Origin of the sequence: Streptomyces sp. SP18BB07, assembly GCF_036322545.1 — a bacterium.
GTDB lineage: Bacteria > Actinomycetota > Actinomycetes > Streptomycetales > Streptomycetaceae > Streptomyces > Streptomyces deccanensis.
The window spans coordinates 91,378-107,212 of the sequence record NZ_JAQYWT010000302.1; the positions used below are offsets into that span (position 1 = coordinate 91,378).

At 70.7% G+C, this 15,835-nt stretch carries 12 protein-coding genes; 1 reads left to right on the forward strand and 11 read right to left on the reverse strand.

Annotated elements, in window-relative coordinates; all coding sequences use genetic code 11:
• Positions 1-15: 15 nt before the first annotated feature.
• The 11 genes from PUR53_RS19195 to PUR53_RS19245 all read right to left on the reverse strand — a co-directional run bounded on the left by PUR53_RS19195 (position 16) and on the right by PUR53_RS19245 (position 13,126).
• On the reverse strand, positions 16-1,038 hold the full coding sequence (locus PUR53_RS19195) for an ADP-ribosylglycohydrolase family protein (protein WP_329900449.1): 1,023 nt from the start codon (positions 1,036-1,038) through the stop codon (positions 16-18).
• Positions 1,038-1,763 carry an NUDIX hydrolase gene (locus tag PUR53_RS19200; RefSeq protein ID WP_329900450.1) on the reverse strand — a complete coding sequence of 242 codons (726 nt, stop codon included), beginning with the start codon at positions 1,761-1,763 and terminating at the stop codon, positions 1,038-1,040. Before PUR53_RS19200 ends, PUR53_RS19195 begins: the two co-directional genes overlap by 1 nt.
• A gap of 181 nt (positions 1,764-1,944) precedes the next feature.
• Entirely contained in the window at positions 1,945-3,135 is a 1,191-nt protein-coding gene (locus PUR53_RS19205) for a pseudouridine synthase (protein WP_329909025.1), read from the reverse strand.
• A complete protein-coding gene (scpB, locus tag PUR53_RS19210) occupies positions 3,135-3,800 on the reverse strand; it encodes an SMC-Scp complex subunit ScpB (RefSeq protein WP_329900452.1) in 666 nt (221 codons plus the stop codon). The genes PUR53_RS19205 and scpB overlap by 1 nt, the downstream gene beginning before the upstream one ends.
• A complete protein-coding gene (locus tag PUR53_RS19215; RefSeq protein WP_329909026.1) occupies positions 3,797-4,996 on the reverse strand; it encodes a segregation and condensation protein A in 1,200 nt (399 codons plus the stop codon). The genes scpB and PUR53_RS19215 overlap by 4 nt, the downstream gene beginning before the upstream one ends.
• A gap of 18 nt (positions 4,997-5,014) precedes the next feature.
• Positions 5,015-5,593: a hypothetical protein gene (locus tag PUR53_RS19220; protein ID WP_329909027.1), complete on the reverse strand. Its 579-nt coding sequence runs from the start codon at positions 5,591-5,593 to the stop codon at positions 5,015-5,017.
• On the reverse strand, positions 5,578-6,705 hold the full coding sequence (locus PUR53_RS19225; RefSeq protein WP_239753114.1) for a ParA family protein: 1,128 nt from the start codon (positions 6,703-6,705) through the stop codon (positions 5,578-5,580). The genes PUR53_RS19220 and PUR53_RS19225 overlap by 16 nt, the downstream gene beginning before the upstream one ends.
• Positions 6,706-7,107: 402 nt before the next feature.
• Positions 7,108-8,232 (reverse strand): alanine dehydrogenase, encoded by a 1,125-nt coding sequence (ald, locus tag PUR53_RS19230; protein WP_329900455.1) that lies wholly within the window; start codon positions 8,230-8,232, stop codon positions 7,108-7,110.
• A gap of 166 nt (positions 8,233-8,398) precedes the next feature.
• Complete coding sequence (locus PUR53_RS19235; protein WP_329900456.1) at positions 8,399-10,489, reverse strand: tetratricopeptide repeat protein; 2,091 nt, start codon at positions 10,487-10,489, stop codon at positions 8,399-8,401.
• 255 nt (positions 10,490-10,744) lie between these two features.
• On the reverse strand, positions 10,745-11,371 hold the full coding sequence (locus PUR53_RS19240) for an NUDIX hydrolase (protein WP_329900457.1): 627 nt from the start codon (positions 11,369-11,371) through the stop codon (positions 10,745-10,747).
• A gap of 96 nt (positions 11,372-11,467) precedes the next feature.
• Positions 11,468-13,126, reverse strand: coding sequence for a CTP synthase (locus PUR53_RS19245; protein WP_329900458.1), 1,659 nt, complete (start codon positions 13,124-13,126; stop codon positions 11,468-11,470).
• Between the two features lie 575 nt (positions 13,127-13,701).
• On the opposite strand from PUR53_RS19245, the gene PUR53_RS19250 reads away from it, so the two are divergent.
• The gene (locus PUR53_RS19250) at positions 13,702-15,504 is read left to right on the forward strand and encodes a glycoside hydrolase family 15 protein (protein WP_239760270.1); all 1,803 of its coding nucleotides are present in this window, start codon (positions 13,702-13,704) and stop codon (positions 15,502-15,504) included.
• The last annotated feature ends 331 nt before the right edge of the window (positions 15,505-15,835 follow it).

Sequence of the window (15,835 nt, forward strand, 5' to 3'; positions counted from 1 at the left end):
GGCGTCGGTCATCCCTCAAGCGTCCCAGAGGGCTCCCAGCGAGACGAGGTCGCCCTGGTACTCGATCCGGTCGGCCCACTCGGCGGGCCAGGCGTCCGGCCCGTGGTAGGCCCCCGCGAAGGCACCGGTGAGGCAGGCGATGGAGTCGGAGTCGCCCGAGGTGCAGGCGGCGCGGCGCAGCGCGGTGACGGGCTCGTCGACGAAGAGCAGGAAGCAGAGCAGCCCGGTGGCGAGGGCCTCCTCGGCGATCCAGCCCTCCCCCGTGGCCAGGCAGGGGTCCGTCTCGGGCGACGGGAGCCGCAGGGCCGCCTGGACGCGGTCCAGGGCCTCCAGGCAGTCGTCCCAGCCGCGGGCGATGTAGTGCTCGGGCGAGGGGTCCTGGCTGTAGGTCCACAGGTCGCCGAGCCAGCGCGCGTGGTACCGGGCGCGGTTCTCGTAGGCGTACGAGCGCAGCCGGCCGACCAGGCCCATCGGTTCGGTGCCCTGGGCGAGCAGCCGTATCGCGTGGGCGGTGAGGTCGGAGGCGGCGAGCGCGGTGGGGTGGCCGTGGGTGAGGGCGGCCTGCAACTGGGCGGCGCCCGCGCGCTGTTCGTCGCTGAGCGGCCCGATCAGCCCGAGCGGCGCGACCCGCATGTTGGCGCCGCAGCCCTTGGAGTGGATCTGGCTGGCGAACTGCCAGGGGTGGCGCTCGACCGCGAGGAGGTCGCAGGCGACCAGGCAGGTGTGGCCGGGGGCGCGGTTGTTCTCCGGGGAGCGCGACCACTCCACGAACTCCTTGCGGACGGCCCGCACCAGGGCCTCGGGGCCGAGCGATCCCCGGTCCATGGCGGCGCGCAGCCCGTGCCCCAGCGCCAGCGTCATCTGCGTGTCGTCGGTGACGATCGCGGGCTTCGGCAGGGCCATCTTCCGCCAGGGGCCGCACTTGGCGAGGATCGAGGCGACGTCGTTGAACTCCGTCGGGAAGCCGAGGGCGTCTCCGAGGGCGAGTCCGATGAGGGAGCCGGTGGCGGAGCGCTTCGTGCGGAGCGTCATGGTCATCAGGGCCGTCCTTCTGTGGTGGGTCGCAGCAGCGGCGGGTGCAGGGCGGTGGCCCCACCCGCGCGGTACAGCGCGGCGGGCTTGCCGCGACCGCCGGTCAGGCGGGCGGCACCGGGCACCGGTTCGACGAAGCCCGGCGTGGCCAGCACCTTGCGCCGGAAGTTGGGCCGGTCGAGCGGAGTGCCCCACACGGTCTCGTAGACCTGCTGCAGCTCGCCGAGGGTGAACTCGGGCGGGCAGAAGGAGGTGGCGAGACAGGTGTATTCGAGCTTGGCGCCGACGCGTTCGTGGGCGTCGGCGAGGATGCGGTCGTGGTCGAAGGCGAGCGGCCCGATGGCGTTGAAGCGCAGCCACTGCGCCTGTGCGGCGTCGCCCCCGCCGTGCGGGACGGGCGGGTCCGGGAGCAGCGCGGCGAACGCGACGGTGACGATCCGCATCCGCGGGTCTCTGCCGGGCTCGCTGTAGGTCCGCAGCTGCTCCAGGTGGAGGCCGGAGTCGTCCTTGAGGCCGGTCTCCTCTGCGAGTTCCCGCCAGGCGGCCTCCTCGGCGGACTCGTCCGGCAGCACGAACCCGCCGGGCAGCGCCCAGCGGCCCGCGTACGGCTCCTGGCCGCGCTCGACGAGCAGCACCTGGAGGGTGCCGGCGCGGACGGTGAAGACGGCCAGGTCGACGGTGACGGCGAAGGGTTCGAAGGCGTACTTGTCGTAGCCCTCGGGTGAGGTCATGCCCATCGCCCCCTTAATGGTCACCATGACTAATAGTCATCACGACTATAAAGCTGCGTGCGCCGGGGCACAACCCCTTTACGAGGAAAGGAACGGCTAGAAGGGCCTCAAGAGCGGTGCCGGAAACGGCAAAGAGCCGGCCCCGACGGCAAACACGGGACCGGCTCCTGCTCGATCGGACCTAGAGGTCGACCTCCTGCATCAGCATGCCGACCTCGGTGTTCGACAGGCGGCGCAGCCAGCCCGACTTCTGGTCGCCGAGGGTGATCGGCCCGAAGGCGACGCGCACCAGCTTGTCGACCGGGAAGCCGGCCTCCGCCAGCATCCGGCGCACGATGTGCTTGCGCCCCTCGTGCAGGGTCACCTCGACGAGGTAGTTCTTGCCGGTCTGCTCGACGACCCGGAAGTGGTCCGCGCGCGCGTACCCGTCCTCCAGCTGGATGCCGTCCTTGAGCTGCTTGCCCAGGTCGCGCGGGATCGGGCCCACGATGTGCGCGAGATAGACCTTCTTCACGCCGTACTTGGGGTGGGTCAGCCGGTGCGCCAGCTCACCGTGGTTGGTGAGCAGGATGACGCCCTCGGTCTCGGTGTCGAGCCGCCCGACGTGGAACAGCCGCGTCTCGCGGTTGGTCACATAGTCACCGAGGCACTGCCGGCCCTCGTTGTCCTCCATCGTGGAGACGACGCCGGCCGGCTTGTTCAGCGAGAAGAACTGGTACGACTGCGTGGCGACCGTCAGGCCGTCGACCTTGACCTCGTCCTTCTCCGGGTCGACGCGCTTGCCCTGCTCCAGGACGATCTCGCCGTTGACCTCGACCCGCGCCTGCTCGATCAGCTCCTCGCAGGCCCGCCGCGAGCCGTAGCCCGCGCGCGCGAGGATCTTCTGCAGCCGCTCGCCCTCCTGCTCGGCGCCCGGGAAGGTCTTGGGCAGCTTGACGTCCTTCTTGTCCGCGTACCGCTCCCGGTTGCGCTCCTCGGCCCGCGCGTCGTACTCACGCGAGGTCGCCGGGGCCCAACGGCCGCGCTGCTGCTGGGACTGCTTCGGACCGCCCTTGGACCCTCCGCGCGCCGAGGCGCCGCGCCCGGACTTGGGACCGTCCGGGGAGCCGCCGGGGCCCACGTCGTAACGGCGCTCCTCGGGGCGGGGCTTCTTCGGCCGACCGCCCTGCCTGTCGTCGCGGTCGTTGCCGGCGCCGCGGTAGTTGCCGCGGCCACCGCCGCTCCCGCCACTCCCGCCGCGTCCGGCACCGCTTCCGCCGCGTCCGGCACCGCTTCCGCCGCGTCCACCACCGCTTCCGCCGCGGCCGCCGCTGTTGCCACCACGGCTCCCGCCGTTGTTTCCGCTGCTGTTCCTGCCGCTGCTGCTTCGCATCAAAATTCCGTCTTGTCGTCTGTGTCCTCGGAATCCGGAGCATCCGGATCGAACGACGGTACGGCTTCCTGGGTCTCGGCCTCGATCGCCTCCGCCTCCGGGAGGAAGGGCGCGAGTTCCGGGAGTTCGTCCAGGCCGCGCAGGCCCATCCGCTCCAGGAAGTAGTTCGTCGTCCTGTACAGGATCGCACCTGTTTCGGGTTCCGCGCCCGCCTCCTCGACCAGGCCCCGCTGGAGCAGGGTGCGCATGACCCCGTCACAGTTGACTCCTCGTACGGCCGAGACCCTGCTCCGGCTCACCGGCTGCCGGTACGCGACCACGGCCAGCGTCTCCAGCGCGGCCTGGGTCAGCCGGGCCTGCTGCCCGTCGAGCACGAACCGCTCGACGGCGGCGGCGTACTCGGGCCGGGTATAGAACCGCCAGCCCCCGGCGATCAGCCGCAGCTCGAAGCCGCGTCCCTGTGTCGCGTACTCGTCGGCCAGTTCCCGCAGCGCCTTGGAGATCTGCCGCTTCGGCCGCTCCAGGATCTTGCTCAGATGCTCCGCCGTCGCGGGCTCGTCCACGACCATGAGGACGGCCTCCAGGGCGGGCTTGAGGTCGAGGTCGGCGACGGTACGCGCCCCCGCGGGCGCCTCGGTCGTCCCCCCGGTCGTCTCCTCGCTCATGCCTTCGTCTCCTCCTTCGGCGGTTCGGGCGGCCGGTCGAACTCGTCCGTGACCACGGGCTCGGCGTCCCCGTCCCCACCGGTCCAGCGCACGAGCAGATCACCGAGCGCGGTCTCCTGGTCGAGAGCCACGGCCTTCTCGCGGTACAGCTCCAGCAGGGCGAGGAAGCGGGCGACCACGGTGAGGGTGTCGTCGGTGTCCTCGACGAGCACGCGGAAGGACGCCTCGCCCAGCTCCCGCAGCCGTGCGACCACGATCCCGGCCTGTTCCTGCACACTCACCAGGGGCGCGTGGATGTGATCGACGTAGACCTGCGGCTTCGGCTTGGGCTGCATCGCCTTGACCGCGAGCCTGGCGAATCCTTCCGCCCCGATGCTGATGACCACCTCGGGCAGCAGCTCGGCGTGGTGCGGCTCCAGGCCGACGGTCCGGGGGTAGCGCCGGGCCTCCTCGTCGAGGCGCCGGTTGAAGATGTCCGCGATCTGTTTGTACGCGCGGTACTGGAGCAGCCGGGCGAACAGCAGGTCCCGGGCTTCGAGGAGCGCGAGGTCGGCCTCGTCCTCGACCTGGGCGGCGGGCAGCAGCCGCGCGGCCTTCAGATCCAGCAGCGTCGCGGCCACGACGAGGAACTCGGTCGTCTCGTCGAGGTCCCAGTCCGACCCCATGGCCCGGATGTGCGCCATGAACTCGTCAGTGACCTTGGACAGCGCCACCTCGGTGACGTCCATCTTGTGCTTGGAGATCAACTGCAGCAGAAGATCGAACGGCCCCTCAAAATTGGCCAACCGAACCTTGAAACCCCCACCGCCGCCCGCTTCCGCCCCATCGAACGCGACACCGGAGGAAACCCCTTCGGCTTCGGCTTCGGCTTCGGCTTCGGCTTCGGCTTCGGCTTCGGCTTCGGCTTCGGCTTCGGCTTCGGCTTCGGCTTCGGCTTCGGCTTCGGCGGGGACTGCGGCAGGCGACGTCTCGTCACTCCCGCTCGCGTTGTGGGCAGACGTTCCGCAGGGCGGAACGGGTGGGCACAACGCCCCACCGGCCTCGGCCGCAGTACGGTCCTCGACCGAAGACTCGTTCGAAACCGGCTCGACCGGCGGAGCCGAGGGCGGAGCCAGCGCCCCCCTCCCCAGCGCACGCCGACGGCCCCCGGAACCACCGGAAGCCGGGCCGGAGCCAGAGGAGTCAAACGAGGTCATAGCCCCCGCAGGCTACCCCTACCGCCCCCGCAGCCGCCGTACGAGGATGCTCGCGTCCCCACGGGACTCCAGATCCGCCAGGACCACGGCGACGGCCTCCCGCACGATCCGCCCCCGGTCGACGGCCAGCCCATGCTCCCCGCGCAGCACCAGCCGCGCGTGTTCGAGATCCATCAGCTCCTCGGCGGAGACATACACGGTGATCTTCTCGTCGTGCCGCTCCCGCCCGCTGGGCCGGCGCCCGGAGGCCCGCCCCTTCTTGCGGGGCGCGGCGGCGGCAGAACCTTCCTGCGGCTTCGGCAGACGCCCGGCCGCGGCGGCCCGTTCGGCCCCGGCGGCGGCGGAGCGGCTGCGCGGCTGCTCACCGTCGGACTCGGCGTCCGCGGCCACGTGCTCCGACCCCTCGCCGTCACCGCCCTGCACGGGCACGGACGGCGGCGCGTCCTCCGCGCCGACGGCTCCGTCGCTCTCCCCGGCGGGAGCGGGCACACGGGTTTCTCCGTTCGGCCCCCGCCGGGGAGTGGACGGCTGCAGCGCCATTCCCCCTGTCGTGCGGAAGAGTTCGTCGGCCCCCGGCAGACTCACTCGGCGTGACACCGGGCGAGCACCTCCCTGGCGAGCTGACGGTAGGCGGCGGCGCCGACGGAGTTGGAGGCGTACGTGGTGATCGGCTCACCGGCGACCGTGGTCTCCGGGAAGCGGACCGTGCGCCCGATGACCGTGTGGTAGACGTGATCGTCGAACGCCTCGACGACGCGCGCGAGGACCTCACGGCTGTGCACGGTGCGCGAGTCGTACATCGTGGCGAGGATGCCGTCGAGCTCCAGCTCGGGGTTGAGCCGCTCCTGGACCTTCTCGATGGTCTCCGTCAGCAGCGCGACACCACGGAGGGCGAAGAACTCACACTCCAGGGGCACTATCACCTTGTGCGCGGCCGTCAGGGCGTTGACCGTGAGCAGGCCGAGCGAGGGCTGACAGTCGATCACGATGTAGTCGTAGTCGGCCATGAGCGGCTTCAGGGCACGCTGGAGCGTCGACTCGCGCGCGACCTCGGAGACGAGCTGGACCTCGGCCGCGGACAGGTCGATGTTGCTCGGCAGCAGGTCCATGTTGGGGACCGCGGTCTTCAGCAGGACCTCGTCGGCCGACATGCCCCGCTCCATGAGCAGGTTGTAGACCGTGAGGTCGAGCTCCATCGGGTTCACGCCGAGGCCGACCGAGAGGGCGCCCTGCGGGTCGAAGTCGACGAGCAGGACCCGGCGGCCGTACTCCGCCAGCGCGGCACCCAGGTTGATGGTCGACGTCGTCTTGCCGACGCCGCCCTTCTGGTTGCACATCGCGATGATCTTCGCGGGACCGTGGTCGGTCAGCGGGCCCGGGATCGGGAAGTAGGGCAGCGGGCGACCGGTGGGACCGATGCGCTCGCGGCGCTGACGGGCCGCGTCGGGCGCGAGCGTGGCCGCGTACTCCGGATCGGGCTCGTACTCGGCGTCGGGGTCGTAGAAGTGCCCGTCGGGCAGCTCGTCGTAGTCGGCGAAGTGGTTGTGGACCCCGCCACTTCCGTCGCCGGCCATGGCGTTCACGTGTTGGCCATCCATGCTCTGGAGTGCTGTCGGAGTTGCCTGCGGACTCTGGTGGGCCGCGAAGGTGCGGACAGCGACCGAGCCGACAGCCGCGAACCCCGTGGGACCCGAGACCGGCGCAGGCATTCCTGGTTGACCACCCCCGGGAGTAAATGTCGACTCATTCACAAGTCGTCTTACCTCCTTGGTGACCAGGAAACTTCTAGATAGGTCAGCGTGGCACCATGCCGACGGTTGGCGACTCTATGGCGTGTCGGCGGTCCGCAGCAACACAATCCGCCGGACCCGGCCCGATGTGTCGGCAATGAAACATGCGGCTGTCAAGGGCGTAGGGCCGTCGCACGGCAGGTTTCACCGGTGCGCGAAACAACCGAACGGTTACGTTCGAGGCGAGTTGCACGAGTGTCGCAAAGTGACCATACACACATCCGGCCGGACCTTGTCGGGCAAGATCCGGCCGGGAAGGTGCTGTTGACGACCCGTGTTGACGTATCGCCTTTTACCGAAAGGTGACTTAAAAACAGCCGGTCAGACGAGCAGCGAGGCCAGTTCGACGTGCTCCAGCCCGTGCGCCTCGGCCACCTCGCGGTAAACGACCCTGCCGTCATGGGTGTTGAGCCCCCTGGCCAGCGCCGGGTCGCGGCGCGCCGCCTCGGCCCAGCCGTGGTCGGCGAGTTCGACGATGTAGGGCAGCGTGGCGTTGGTCAGCGCGTAGGTGGAGGTGTTGGGCACCGCGCCGGGCATGTTGGCGACGCAGTAGAAGACCGACTCGTGGACCGGGAAGGTCGGCTCGGCGTGGGTGGTGGGGCGGGAGTCCTCGAAGCAGCCGCCCTGGTCGATCGCGATGTCGACAAGGACACTTCCCGGCTTCATCCGCGACACCAGCTCGTTGGTGACCAGCTTCGGGGCCTTGGCGCCCGGGATGAGGACGGCGCCGATGACGAGGTCGGCCTCCAGGCACGCCTTCTCCAGCTCGAAGGCGTTGGAGACAACGGTCTGGATCTTGGTGCCGAAGACCTTGTCGGCCTCCTTGAGCTTGTTGATGTCCTTGTCGAGCAGGGTCACGTGGAAGCCCATGCCGATGGCGATCTGCGCCGCGTTCCAGCCCGACACCCCACCGCCGATGACGACGGCCCGCCCGGCCAGCACGCCCGGCACACCGCCGGGCAGCACCCCGCGTCCGCCGTTGGCCCGCATCAGGTGGTACGCGCCGACCTGGGGGGCGAGTCGGCCCGCGACCTCGGACATCGGCGCGAGCAGCGGCAGCGCGCGGTTCGGCAGCTCGACGGTCTCGTAGGCGATCGCGGTCGTGCCCGACTCGACGAGGGCGTCCGTGCACTCCTTGGAGGCGGCCAGGTGCAGGTAGGTGAAGAGCGTCTGGTCCTTGCGGAGGCGGTGGTACTCCTCGGCGATGGGCTCCTTGACCTTGAGCAGCAGGTCGGCCGCCGCCCACACCTCGTCGGCCGTGGCCAGGATCTCGGCGCCGGCGGCGACGTACTCGGCGTCCGGGATCGACGAGCCGACTCCGGCGCCCTGCTCGATGACGACCTGGTGGCCGTGGCGCACGAGCTCGTGCACACCGGCGGGGGTGATCGCCACCCGGAACTCGTTGTTCTTGACCTCGCGGGGGATGCCGACCTTCACGTCGATCACGGTCCTTGGCTCGGAGGGGTGTGGGGGCTCGCACGCACAGGCGGAACATGCCCACGCAATGCAGGACATACCCGTACGCATCTGAGCGCACCGGGAGACACCGCAGGAGAACCGGCGGCGCAGCCAGTCTAATGAAGGTGTCTCCGCTGTCTAGCCTTTCAATGCATCAATCTTTCGCAGATGCACTACGGATTTCGTAGGCGTTAGCACCCTGTTCCGGCTCGATCTCATCGGTTTCGGGGTCCGGGGCCTCGTCGTCGAGCAGTCGCTCGGCGGCCGCCCGGTGCAGCCGGGCCGCCGCCGGGTCGCCGAGCCGCTCCAGGGTGTCGGCGATCCGCAGCTGGATCGCGGCCTGCAGCCGGACGTCGTCGGCGCGCCGCGCCCACTCCGCGGCCTCCTGACAGGTCCGCAGCGCCTCCTCGGGCCGGCCCGCGTACTCCTGGACGCGCGCCATCTCGCTCAACACCCTTGCCTGGCCGCCCACATCGCCGAGCCGGCGGTGGCCGGTGAGTGCCGAGCTCCAGTTGCGCAGCGCCTCGCCGTACCGGCCCGCGTAGGTGTGCGCGGCGGCGATCCGGCCGTACAGCCGGGTGGCGTCCTCGCGCTCGTCCCGGGCGAGCCGCTGGGCCAGCGCCCTGCCGTACCAGTCGGCGGCCCGTTCGTAGTCCTCCAGCTCCTGGTGGGCGGCGCCCACGGATTCCATCGCGCGGCCGGTCGCGTACGGGTCGTTCGCCCGCCGTCCGGCGTCGAGCGCGGCCCGGTAGCGGGCCAACGCCGCCGCCGTACGGCCGGTCCGGGCGTCCAGGTCGCCGAGGTTCAGCAGGGCGGCGGCCTGCTCGCGGTGGAGGGCGCGGCGCTCGGCGACATCGAGGACGAGCCCGTGCAGGTCGTACAGGTCGGGGGCGGCGGCCTGGGTGCCGAAGTGCGCCACCAGGGCCCGGACCAGCTGTGACATCAGGCGCCTGGCGAGGGTGTCCAGCTCGCCGTCGGCGACCGCGAGCCGGGCCGCGGCCAGCAGCGCGGGCCGCCGCACGCGCAGCCACTCCTCGGCGGCTCTGGGGGTCGGGAACCGCAGCGCCTTGGGCATCGCGAGGAGCTTCTCGCGGGCCAGCGGGCTGTCGGTCTCGGTGATGGCCCGGCAGGACTGCAGCAGCCGCACCGTCCGCTCCAGCATCCGCGCGCGGGCCAGCTGCAGCTCGCCCGGCCGCTCCTGGCTCTCGACGAGGGAGCGCAGCAGCGGCTGGAGACAGCCGGGGACCTCGTACTGCGGCAGCGGCGAGTCGACCTCGTGCAGGAAGCCCAGGGCCACGAGATCGTCCAGGATGCCGCGGGCGGTGCCGACCGAGCAGCCGGCGAGGCCGGAGGCGATGTGCGTATCGACCAGGCCGGCGGGGGCCAGGGACAGCAGGTGCAGTATCCGGGCGGCGGTGGTCGGCAGCGAGGCGTACGACAGCTTGAAGATCTTGACGAGCGGCGGGCTGTCGTCCTCGTCGGAGCGCAGCTGTTTGGCCAGGTCGGAGACGGCGGCGGAGGGCCGGGCGGCCAGCCAGCCGCCGGCGAGCCGCAGCGCGGCGGGCTGGGCGCCGCACACCTCGGCGAGCCCCTCGGCCGAGCGCGGGTCCACGGTGATGCGCACCGAGCCGCTGAAGCGTTCCAGCAGCTCCACGGCGGACTTGGTGTCCAGTCCGCCCAGGGTGCAGGGCCGGACGTCGGAGATGCCCGTCAGCGGCCCTCCGGAGACCGCGACGACCAGGGAGTCGGGGGTGCCCGGCAGCAGCGCGTCCACCTGCTCGGCGTCGGCGGCGTCGTCCAGCAGGAGCACCACCCGGCGGTCGGCCAGCGCCTCGCGCAACGCCTCGCTGAGGTCGTCCTCGTCGGCACCGGCGGGCGCCGGCAGCCCGAGTTCCCCGAGCAGTTCCCGCGCCGCGCGCTCGACCGGGACCCGGGTGCCGTCGGGCTCGGTGAGCCGGGTCCGCAGCACCCCGTCGGGGTAACCATCGGTAACCTGCCGTACGAGTTCCTCGGCGAGCGCGGTGCGGCCGTAACCGGGTCGGCCGGCGATGAGCAGTACGCGCGCGTGGGGTGCCTTGCGGCCCGCGAGGGTGTTGAGCCCGGCCCGGCCGATGTCGGCCCGCAGTTCCTTCAACTCGCGTGTACGGCCCAGGAACTGACTGTCCGTGGGGGCGGCCTCGACAGCCGGGGGTCGCCCCGTTCCGGACCCCCGGGCACCCCCGAGGTCCACCGCCTGATCCGCCACGGGCCACACTCCCGTCCCACCGCACGAGCAAGCCCGCCGGGACTCCGGTTCGGGCGTCTCCCGAGCCTAGTTCACGCTCTGCGACGGTCCGGGCGGAGCAGGGCGGTGAGGTCGCTCGATCGGATCAGCAGATCGTACGACTGGTTCGGTCGGGGTGCTGTGAAGAAGAGCCGCGCCCCAGACGCTTTTAGGGGCGCGGGGAACTGCGCGACCAGCCACAGTCGGCCCGCAGTTCACCTATGCCCCCAAGAACCCCTAATTCTCGAACGGCCGCGCAGGCCACGGCGCCTCAGCCGCCCGCAGCGACTCCACCCCGCCCGCACCGCGCGCGGCCACCAGCGAAAGCACCCCCACCACAAGGCAGTTGTTGTGCAACTCCCCCGCGAGCACCCCCCGCACCAGTTCGTCCAGCGGCACCCGGGCCAACTCCATGTCGGCCTCCTCGTCCTCCACCTCGAACCGCTGACCCTCGGCCTCGGAGAGATCCCGGGCCAGGAAGATCCGCACCGCCTCGTCGCAGCCGCCGGGCGTGGTGTAGACGTCGGTGAGCACCCGCCACTCCTCCGCCTTGACGTGCGCCTCCTCGTACAGCTCGCGCTGGGCGGCGTGCAGCGGGTTCTCGCCGGGCACGTCGAGCAGCCCGGCCGGGATCTCCCAGAGCTTCTCGCGGACCGGGTGGCGGTACTGCCGGATGACGAGGACCCGGTCCTGGTCGTCGACGGCGAGGACGGCGACGGACCCGGGGTGCACCTGGTAGTCGCGGCGGACGACCGACCCGTCGGGCATGACCACGTCGTCCGTGCGCACGGAGGTCTTCTTGCCGACGAACGGGGTCTCGCTCGCCCGGACCTCCCACTCCTCGGCGGTGTCCTTGATCGTCATGTCGACTCGTCCTCCCACACATGCAAAAAGAAACCGGGGCACACATCCCGAAAGACGCGCACCCCGGTCACCGTACAGCTCTCGCGCCGCTCGGATTTACTTGCCGGTCTTCCGCTCCACGGCGGCCTTCACCAGCCCCGCGAACAGCGGGTGCGGGCGGGTCGGACGGGAGCGCAGCTCGGGGTGCGCCTGGGTCGCGACCAGGTACGGGTGGACCTCGCGCGGGTACTCGACGTACTCGACGAGCTTGCCGTCGGGCGAGGTCCCGGTGAACTGCAGACCGGCCTTCTTCTCCAGTTCCGCGCGGTAGGCGTTGTTCACCTCGTAGCGGTGGCGGTGGCGCTCCTCGACGTACTCCTTGCCGTCGTACACCTCGCGCACGATCGAGCCCTCGGCGAGCTTGGCCGGGTACATGCCCAGCCGCATCGTGCCGCCCATGTCGCCCTCACCGGCGACGATGTCGAGCTGCTCGGCCATGGTGGAGATGACCGGGTGGGCGGTGCCGGAGTCGAACTCGGTGGAGTTGGCGTCCGGGATGTCGGCGAGGTTGCGCGCGGCCTCGATCACGATGCACTGCAGGCCCAGGCAGAGGCCGAGCAGCGGGATCTTGTTCTCGCGGGCGTACCGGATGGCGCCGACCTTGCCGGAGACGCCACGGTCGCCGAAGCCGCCGGGGATGCAGATGGCGTCGACGTCGGCGAGCTGGGCGGCGGCGCCCGCCTGGGTCTTGCAGTCGTCCGAGGTGACCCACTTGATCTTCACCCGGGCCTTGTTGGCGAAGCCGCCCGCGCGCAGCGCCTCGGTGACCGAGAGGTAGGCGTCGGGCAGGTCGATGTACTTGCCGACCAGCGCCAGGTTGATCTCGTGCAGCGGGTTGTGGACGCGGTCGAGCAGGTCGTCCCAGGTCGTCCAGTCCACGTCGCGGAACGGCAGGTCCAGCTTGCGGACGACATAGGCGTCCAGACCCTCGCCGTGCACGGTCTTCGGGATGTCGTAGATCGAGCGGGCGTCGGGGCAGGCGACCACGGCGGCTTCGTCGACGTCGCACATCAGGGAGATTTTGCGCTTGATCGCGGCGGGAACCTCACGGTCGCAGCGCAGCACGATCGCATCTGGCTGAATACCGATGTTGCGCAGCGCCGCAACCGAGTGCTGCGTCGGCTTCGTCTTCAGCTCTCCCGAGGGCCCGATGTACGGCAGGAGCGAGATGTGGACGACGAAGACGTTGTCACGGCCGACCTCGTGACGGACCTGGCGGACGGTCTCCAGGAACGGCAGCGACTCGATGTCGCCGACGGTGCCGCCGACCTCGGTGATGACGACGTCGACCTCGTCGGAGGCCATACGCCGGATGCGGTGCTTGATCTCGTTGGTGATGTGCGGGATGACCTGGACGGTGTCGCCCAGGTACTCGCCGCGCCGCTCCTTGGCGATGACCGTGTTGTAGACCTGACCGGTGGTGACGTTGGCCGAACCGTCCAGGTCGCGGTCGAGGAAGCGCTCGTAGTGGCCGATGTCCAGGTCGGTCTCGGCGCCGTCGTTGGTGACGAACACCTCGCCGTGCTGGAAGGGGTTCATCGTGCCGGGGTCGACGTTCAGGTAGGGGTCGAGCTTCTGCATCACGACGCGCAGCCCGCGGGCCTTGAGCAGCATGCCGAGGCTGGAGGCGGTCAGACCCTTGCCGAGCGAGGAGGCGACACCCCCGGTGACGAAGATGTGCTTTGTCGTCGTGTTTCGAAATGCAGCGGGCGGCATGGCCAAGAGGGGGCTCCCGTGGTCGCGGTTCGGTGTGCGGGTCGGCCGCCGCCCGAGCTCATCCGTCGGGGGTGCCTTCGCTGCGGTTCGGGGGTCCCTCTCGCGATCTTCGACGTGGGGCGCCCACCGGTCCACGGGCTACCAGGGTATCAGCGACAGAACACGATCGCTTCCGGCCACGCTCCGCGCACGGGCCGACACGGACCTCGTACGATGGTCGGCGCATCCCGGTCGGCCTTCACCATTAGCTCACCCGTTCGGCTCACTCGTGTTGCCTGGAGCGGCACGCGGAGCCCTCCGGTGCGTCGTATCCTCTTCGGACACTCGCTGCCGAGCGCGGCCGGCGCGACGGCACCACCCCCGCCCGTCTCCGGTAATCATGAGAGCTCGGCAGTCCGTTGAGCAACGACCGCCTCATATGCGTTGAGGATCGTTGAGCGACATCGCACGACACCGTCCCTTGGATCACTCTGGAAACATGGTTTCTTTGTCGATCCCTTGGGTCCCTTGACCGCACACCGCACAGCGACCGCCCCTCGGGGGGCGACGACGTGGCCGTTCGACTGGAGTTGCACGTGGCCGGGCGCATCGAAGACTACGCACTCATCGGAGACATGCAGACCGCCGCGCTGGTCTGCCGGGACGGCACGGTCGATTGGCTGTGCCTGCCCCGCTTCGACTCCCACGCCGTCTTCGCGGGACTGCTCGGCACCGAGGAACACGGGTTCTGGAGACTGGGTCCCGCCCACGCGGCCGACGCCGAACCGCCGACGGCCTCCCGCCGCCGGTACCGCGGCGACTCGCTGATCCTGGAATCCGAGTGGGACACCCCGCGCGGCACGGTCCGTGTGACGGACTTCATGCCGCCGCGTGACGGCGCCCCGCAGCTGATCCGGATCGTGGAGGGCGTCAGCGGCCGGGTGCCGATGCGCTCGGCGCTGCGGATGCGGTTCTCGTACGGCCGGGTGGTGCCCTGGGTGCACAAGCACGAGGGGCGCACGGTGGCCGTCGCCGGGCCGGACTCGGTGTGGTTCGACACCGAGTGCGAGACCTACGGCAAGGCGCTGACCACCTACGCCGACTTCACCGTGACGCCGGGTGACCGGATCGCGTTCACGATCTCCTGGGAGCCCTCGCACAAGCAGCCCCCGCCGCTGCCGGAGCCCGAGCCGTCGCTGCGGGCGACCGAGGAGTTCTGGCGCGACTGGGTGGAGCAGTGCACGTACCACGGCCCGTACCGCGAGGCCGTGATCCGCTCTCTGATCACGCTGAAGGCCCTGACGTACGCCCCGACCGGCGGCATCGTCGCCGCCCCGACGACCTCCCTCCCGGAGCACATCGGCGGCGTCCGCAACTGGGACTACCGCTACACGTGGCTGCGCGACGCGGCCATCACCCTCTCCTCGCTGCTGCGCACCGGCTACCGCGACGAGGCCCGCGCCTGGCGCGAGTGGCTGCTGCGGGCCGTCGCCGGCGACCCGGAGAACCTGCAGATCATGTACGGCATCGCCGGTGAGCGGGAGCTGGGCGAGGCCGAGCTGGAGTGGCTGCCCGGGTACGAGAACTCCGCCCCGGTCCGGGTCGGCAACGGCGCCGCGCACCAGCTCCAGCTGGACGTGTACGGCGAGGTCACCGAGGCCCTGCACCTGGCCCACATGACGGGCCTGGCGCGCAACGACTACGCCTCGCTCCTCCAGCTGAAGCTGATCCGCTACCTGGAGGACCACTGGGACGAGCCGGACGAGGGCATCTGGGAGGTGCGCGGTCCGCGCCGCCACTTCGTGCACTCCAAGGTCATGGCCTGGGTCGCGGTGGACCGGACGATCAAGCTCATCGAGTCCGGTGACGCGGACGGCCCGCTGGAGAAGTGGCGCGAGCTGCGCGACGACATCCACCGGGACGTGTGTGAGAAGGGTTACGACAAGGAGCGCAACACCTTCACACAGTCGTACGGATCGAAGGAACTGGACGCCTCGCTGCTGCTGATCCCGCAGATGGGCTTCCTGCCGCCGGACGACAAGCGGGTCATCGGCACCATCGAGGCGATCCAGCGCGAGCTGTCGACCCCCGACGGCTTCATCCTGCGCTACCCGACCTCCGGCGAGGAGGAGGGCGTGGACGGGCTCCCGGGCGACGAGGGCGCGTTCCTGGCCTGCTCGTTCTGGATGGCCGACGACCTCGCGATGATCGGCCGGGTCGACGAGGCCCGCAAGCTCTTCGAGAAGCTGCTCTCGCTGCGCAACGACCTCGGCCTCCTCGCCGAGGAGTGGGACCCGGTGCTCAAGCGCCAGGTGGGCAACTTCCCGCAGGCGTTCAGCCACGTCCCGCTCATCGACACGGCCCTGCGGCTGACCGCCTCGGGGGCGTACGGCGGCTGACCGCGTCGGGGGCGTACGGCCTGCCGTGCGCGCCCTCCGGTCCGGCGCGCACGGCGGCGGACCGGGGCGCGCCCAGGCGCACACGGCAAGCGCTTGCGCTCACTGGTACGGGTACTCACGCTGCCCTGACCTGTCTTGCCCGTCTTGCCTCGTCTTGCCTCGCCTTGTCCTGTCTGCGGGCAGTCGTGCCGCTAGGGGCAGCACAGGTGGGCGCAGGCGGCACCTCGTGACCGCCGAGCAGCGGGCCCTCCCCCGACCAGCACCGGCACCGGCACCGGGCGCCACACCCCCCGAACAGGCCCCGTCCGCCACCCCCGCCTAGCCTGGAAGG

Bases quoted from the DNA above. Each gene is read 5' to 3' on its own strand.
- PUR53_RS19195 (WP_329900449.1), bottom strand. From the start codon at position 1,038: ATGACCATGACGCTCCGCACGAAGCGCTCCGCCACCGGCTCCCTCATC.
- PUR53_RS19200 (WP_329900450.1), bottom strand. From the start codon at position 1,763: ATGACCTCACCCGAGGGCTACGACAAGTACGCCTTCGAACCCTTCGCC.
- PUR53_RS19205 (WP_329909025.1), bottom strand. From the start codon at position 3,135: ATGCGAAGCAGCAGCGGCAGGAACAGCAGCGGAAACAACGGCGGGAGC.
- scpB (WP_329900452.1), bottom strand. From the start codon at position 3,800: ATGAGCGAGGAGACGACCGGGGGGACGACCGAGGCGCCCGCGGGGGCG.
- PUR53_RS19215 (WP_329909026.1), bottom strand. From the start codon at position 4,996: ATGACCTCGTTTGACTCCTCTGGCTCCGGCCCGGCTTCCGGTGGTTCC.
- PUR53_RS19225 (WP_239753114.1), bottom strand. From the start codon at position 6,705: ATGCCTGCGCCGGTCTCGGGTCCCACGGGGTTCGCGGCTGTCGGCTCG.
- PUR53_RS19240 (WP_329900457.1), bottom strand. From the start codon at position 11,371: ATGACGATCAAGGACACCGCCGAGGAGTGGGAGGTCCGGGCGAGCGAG.
- PUR53_RS19245 (WP_329900458.1), bottom strand. From the start codon at position 13,126: ATGCCGCCCGCTGCATTTCGAAACACGACGACAAAGCACATCTTCGTC.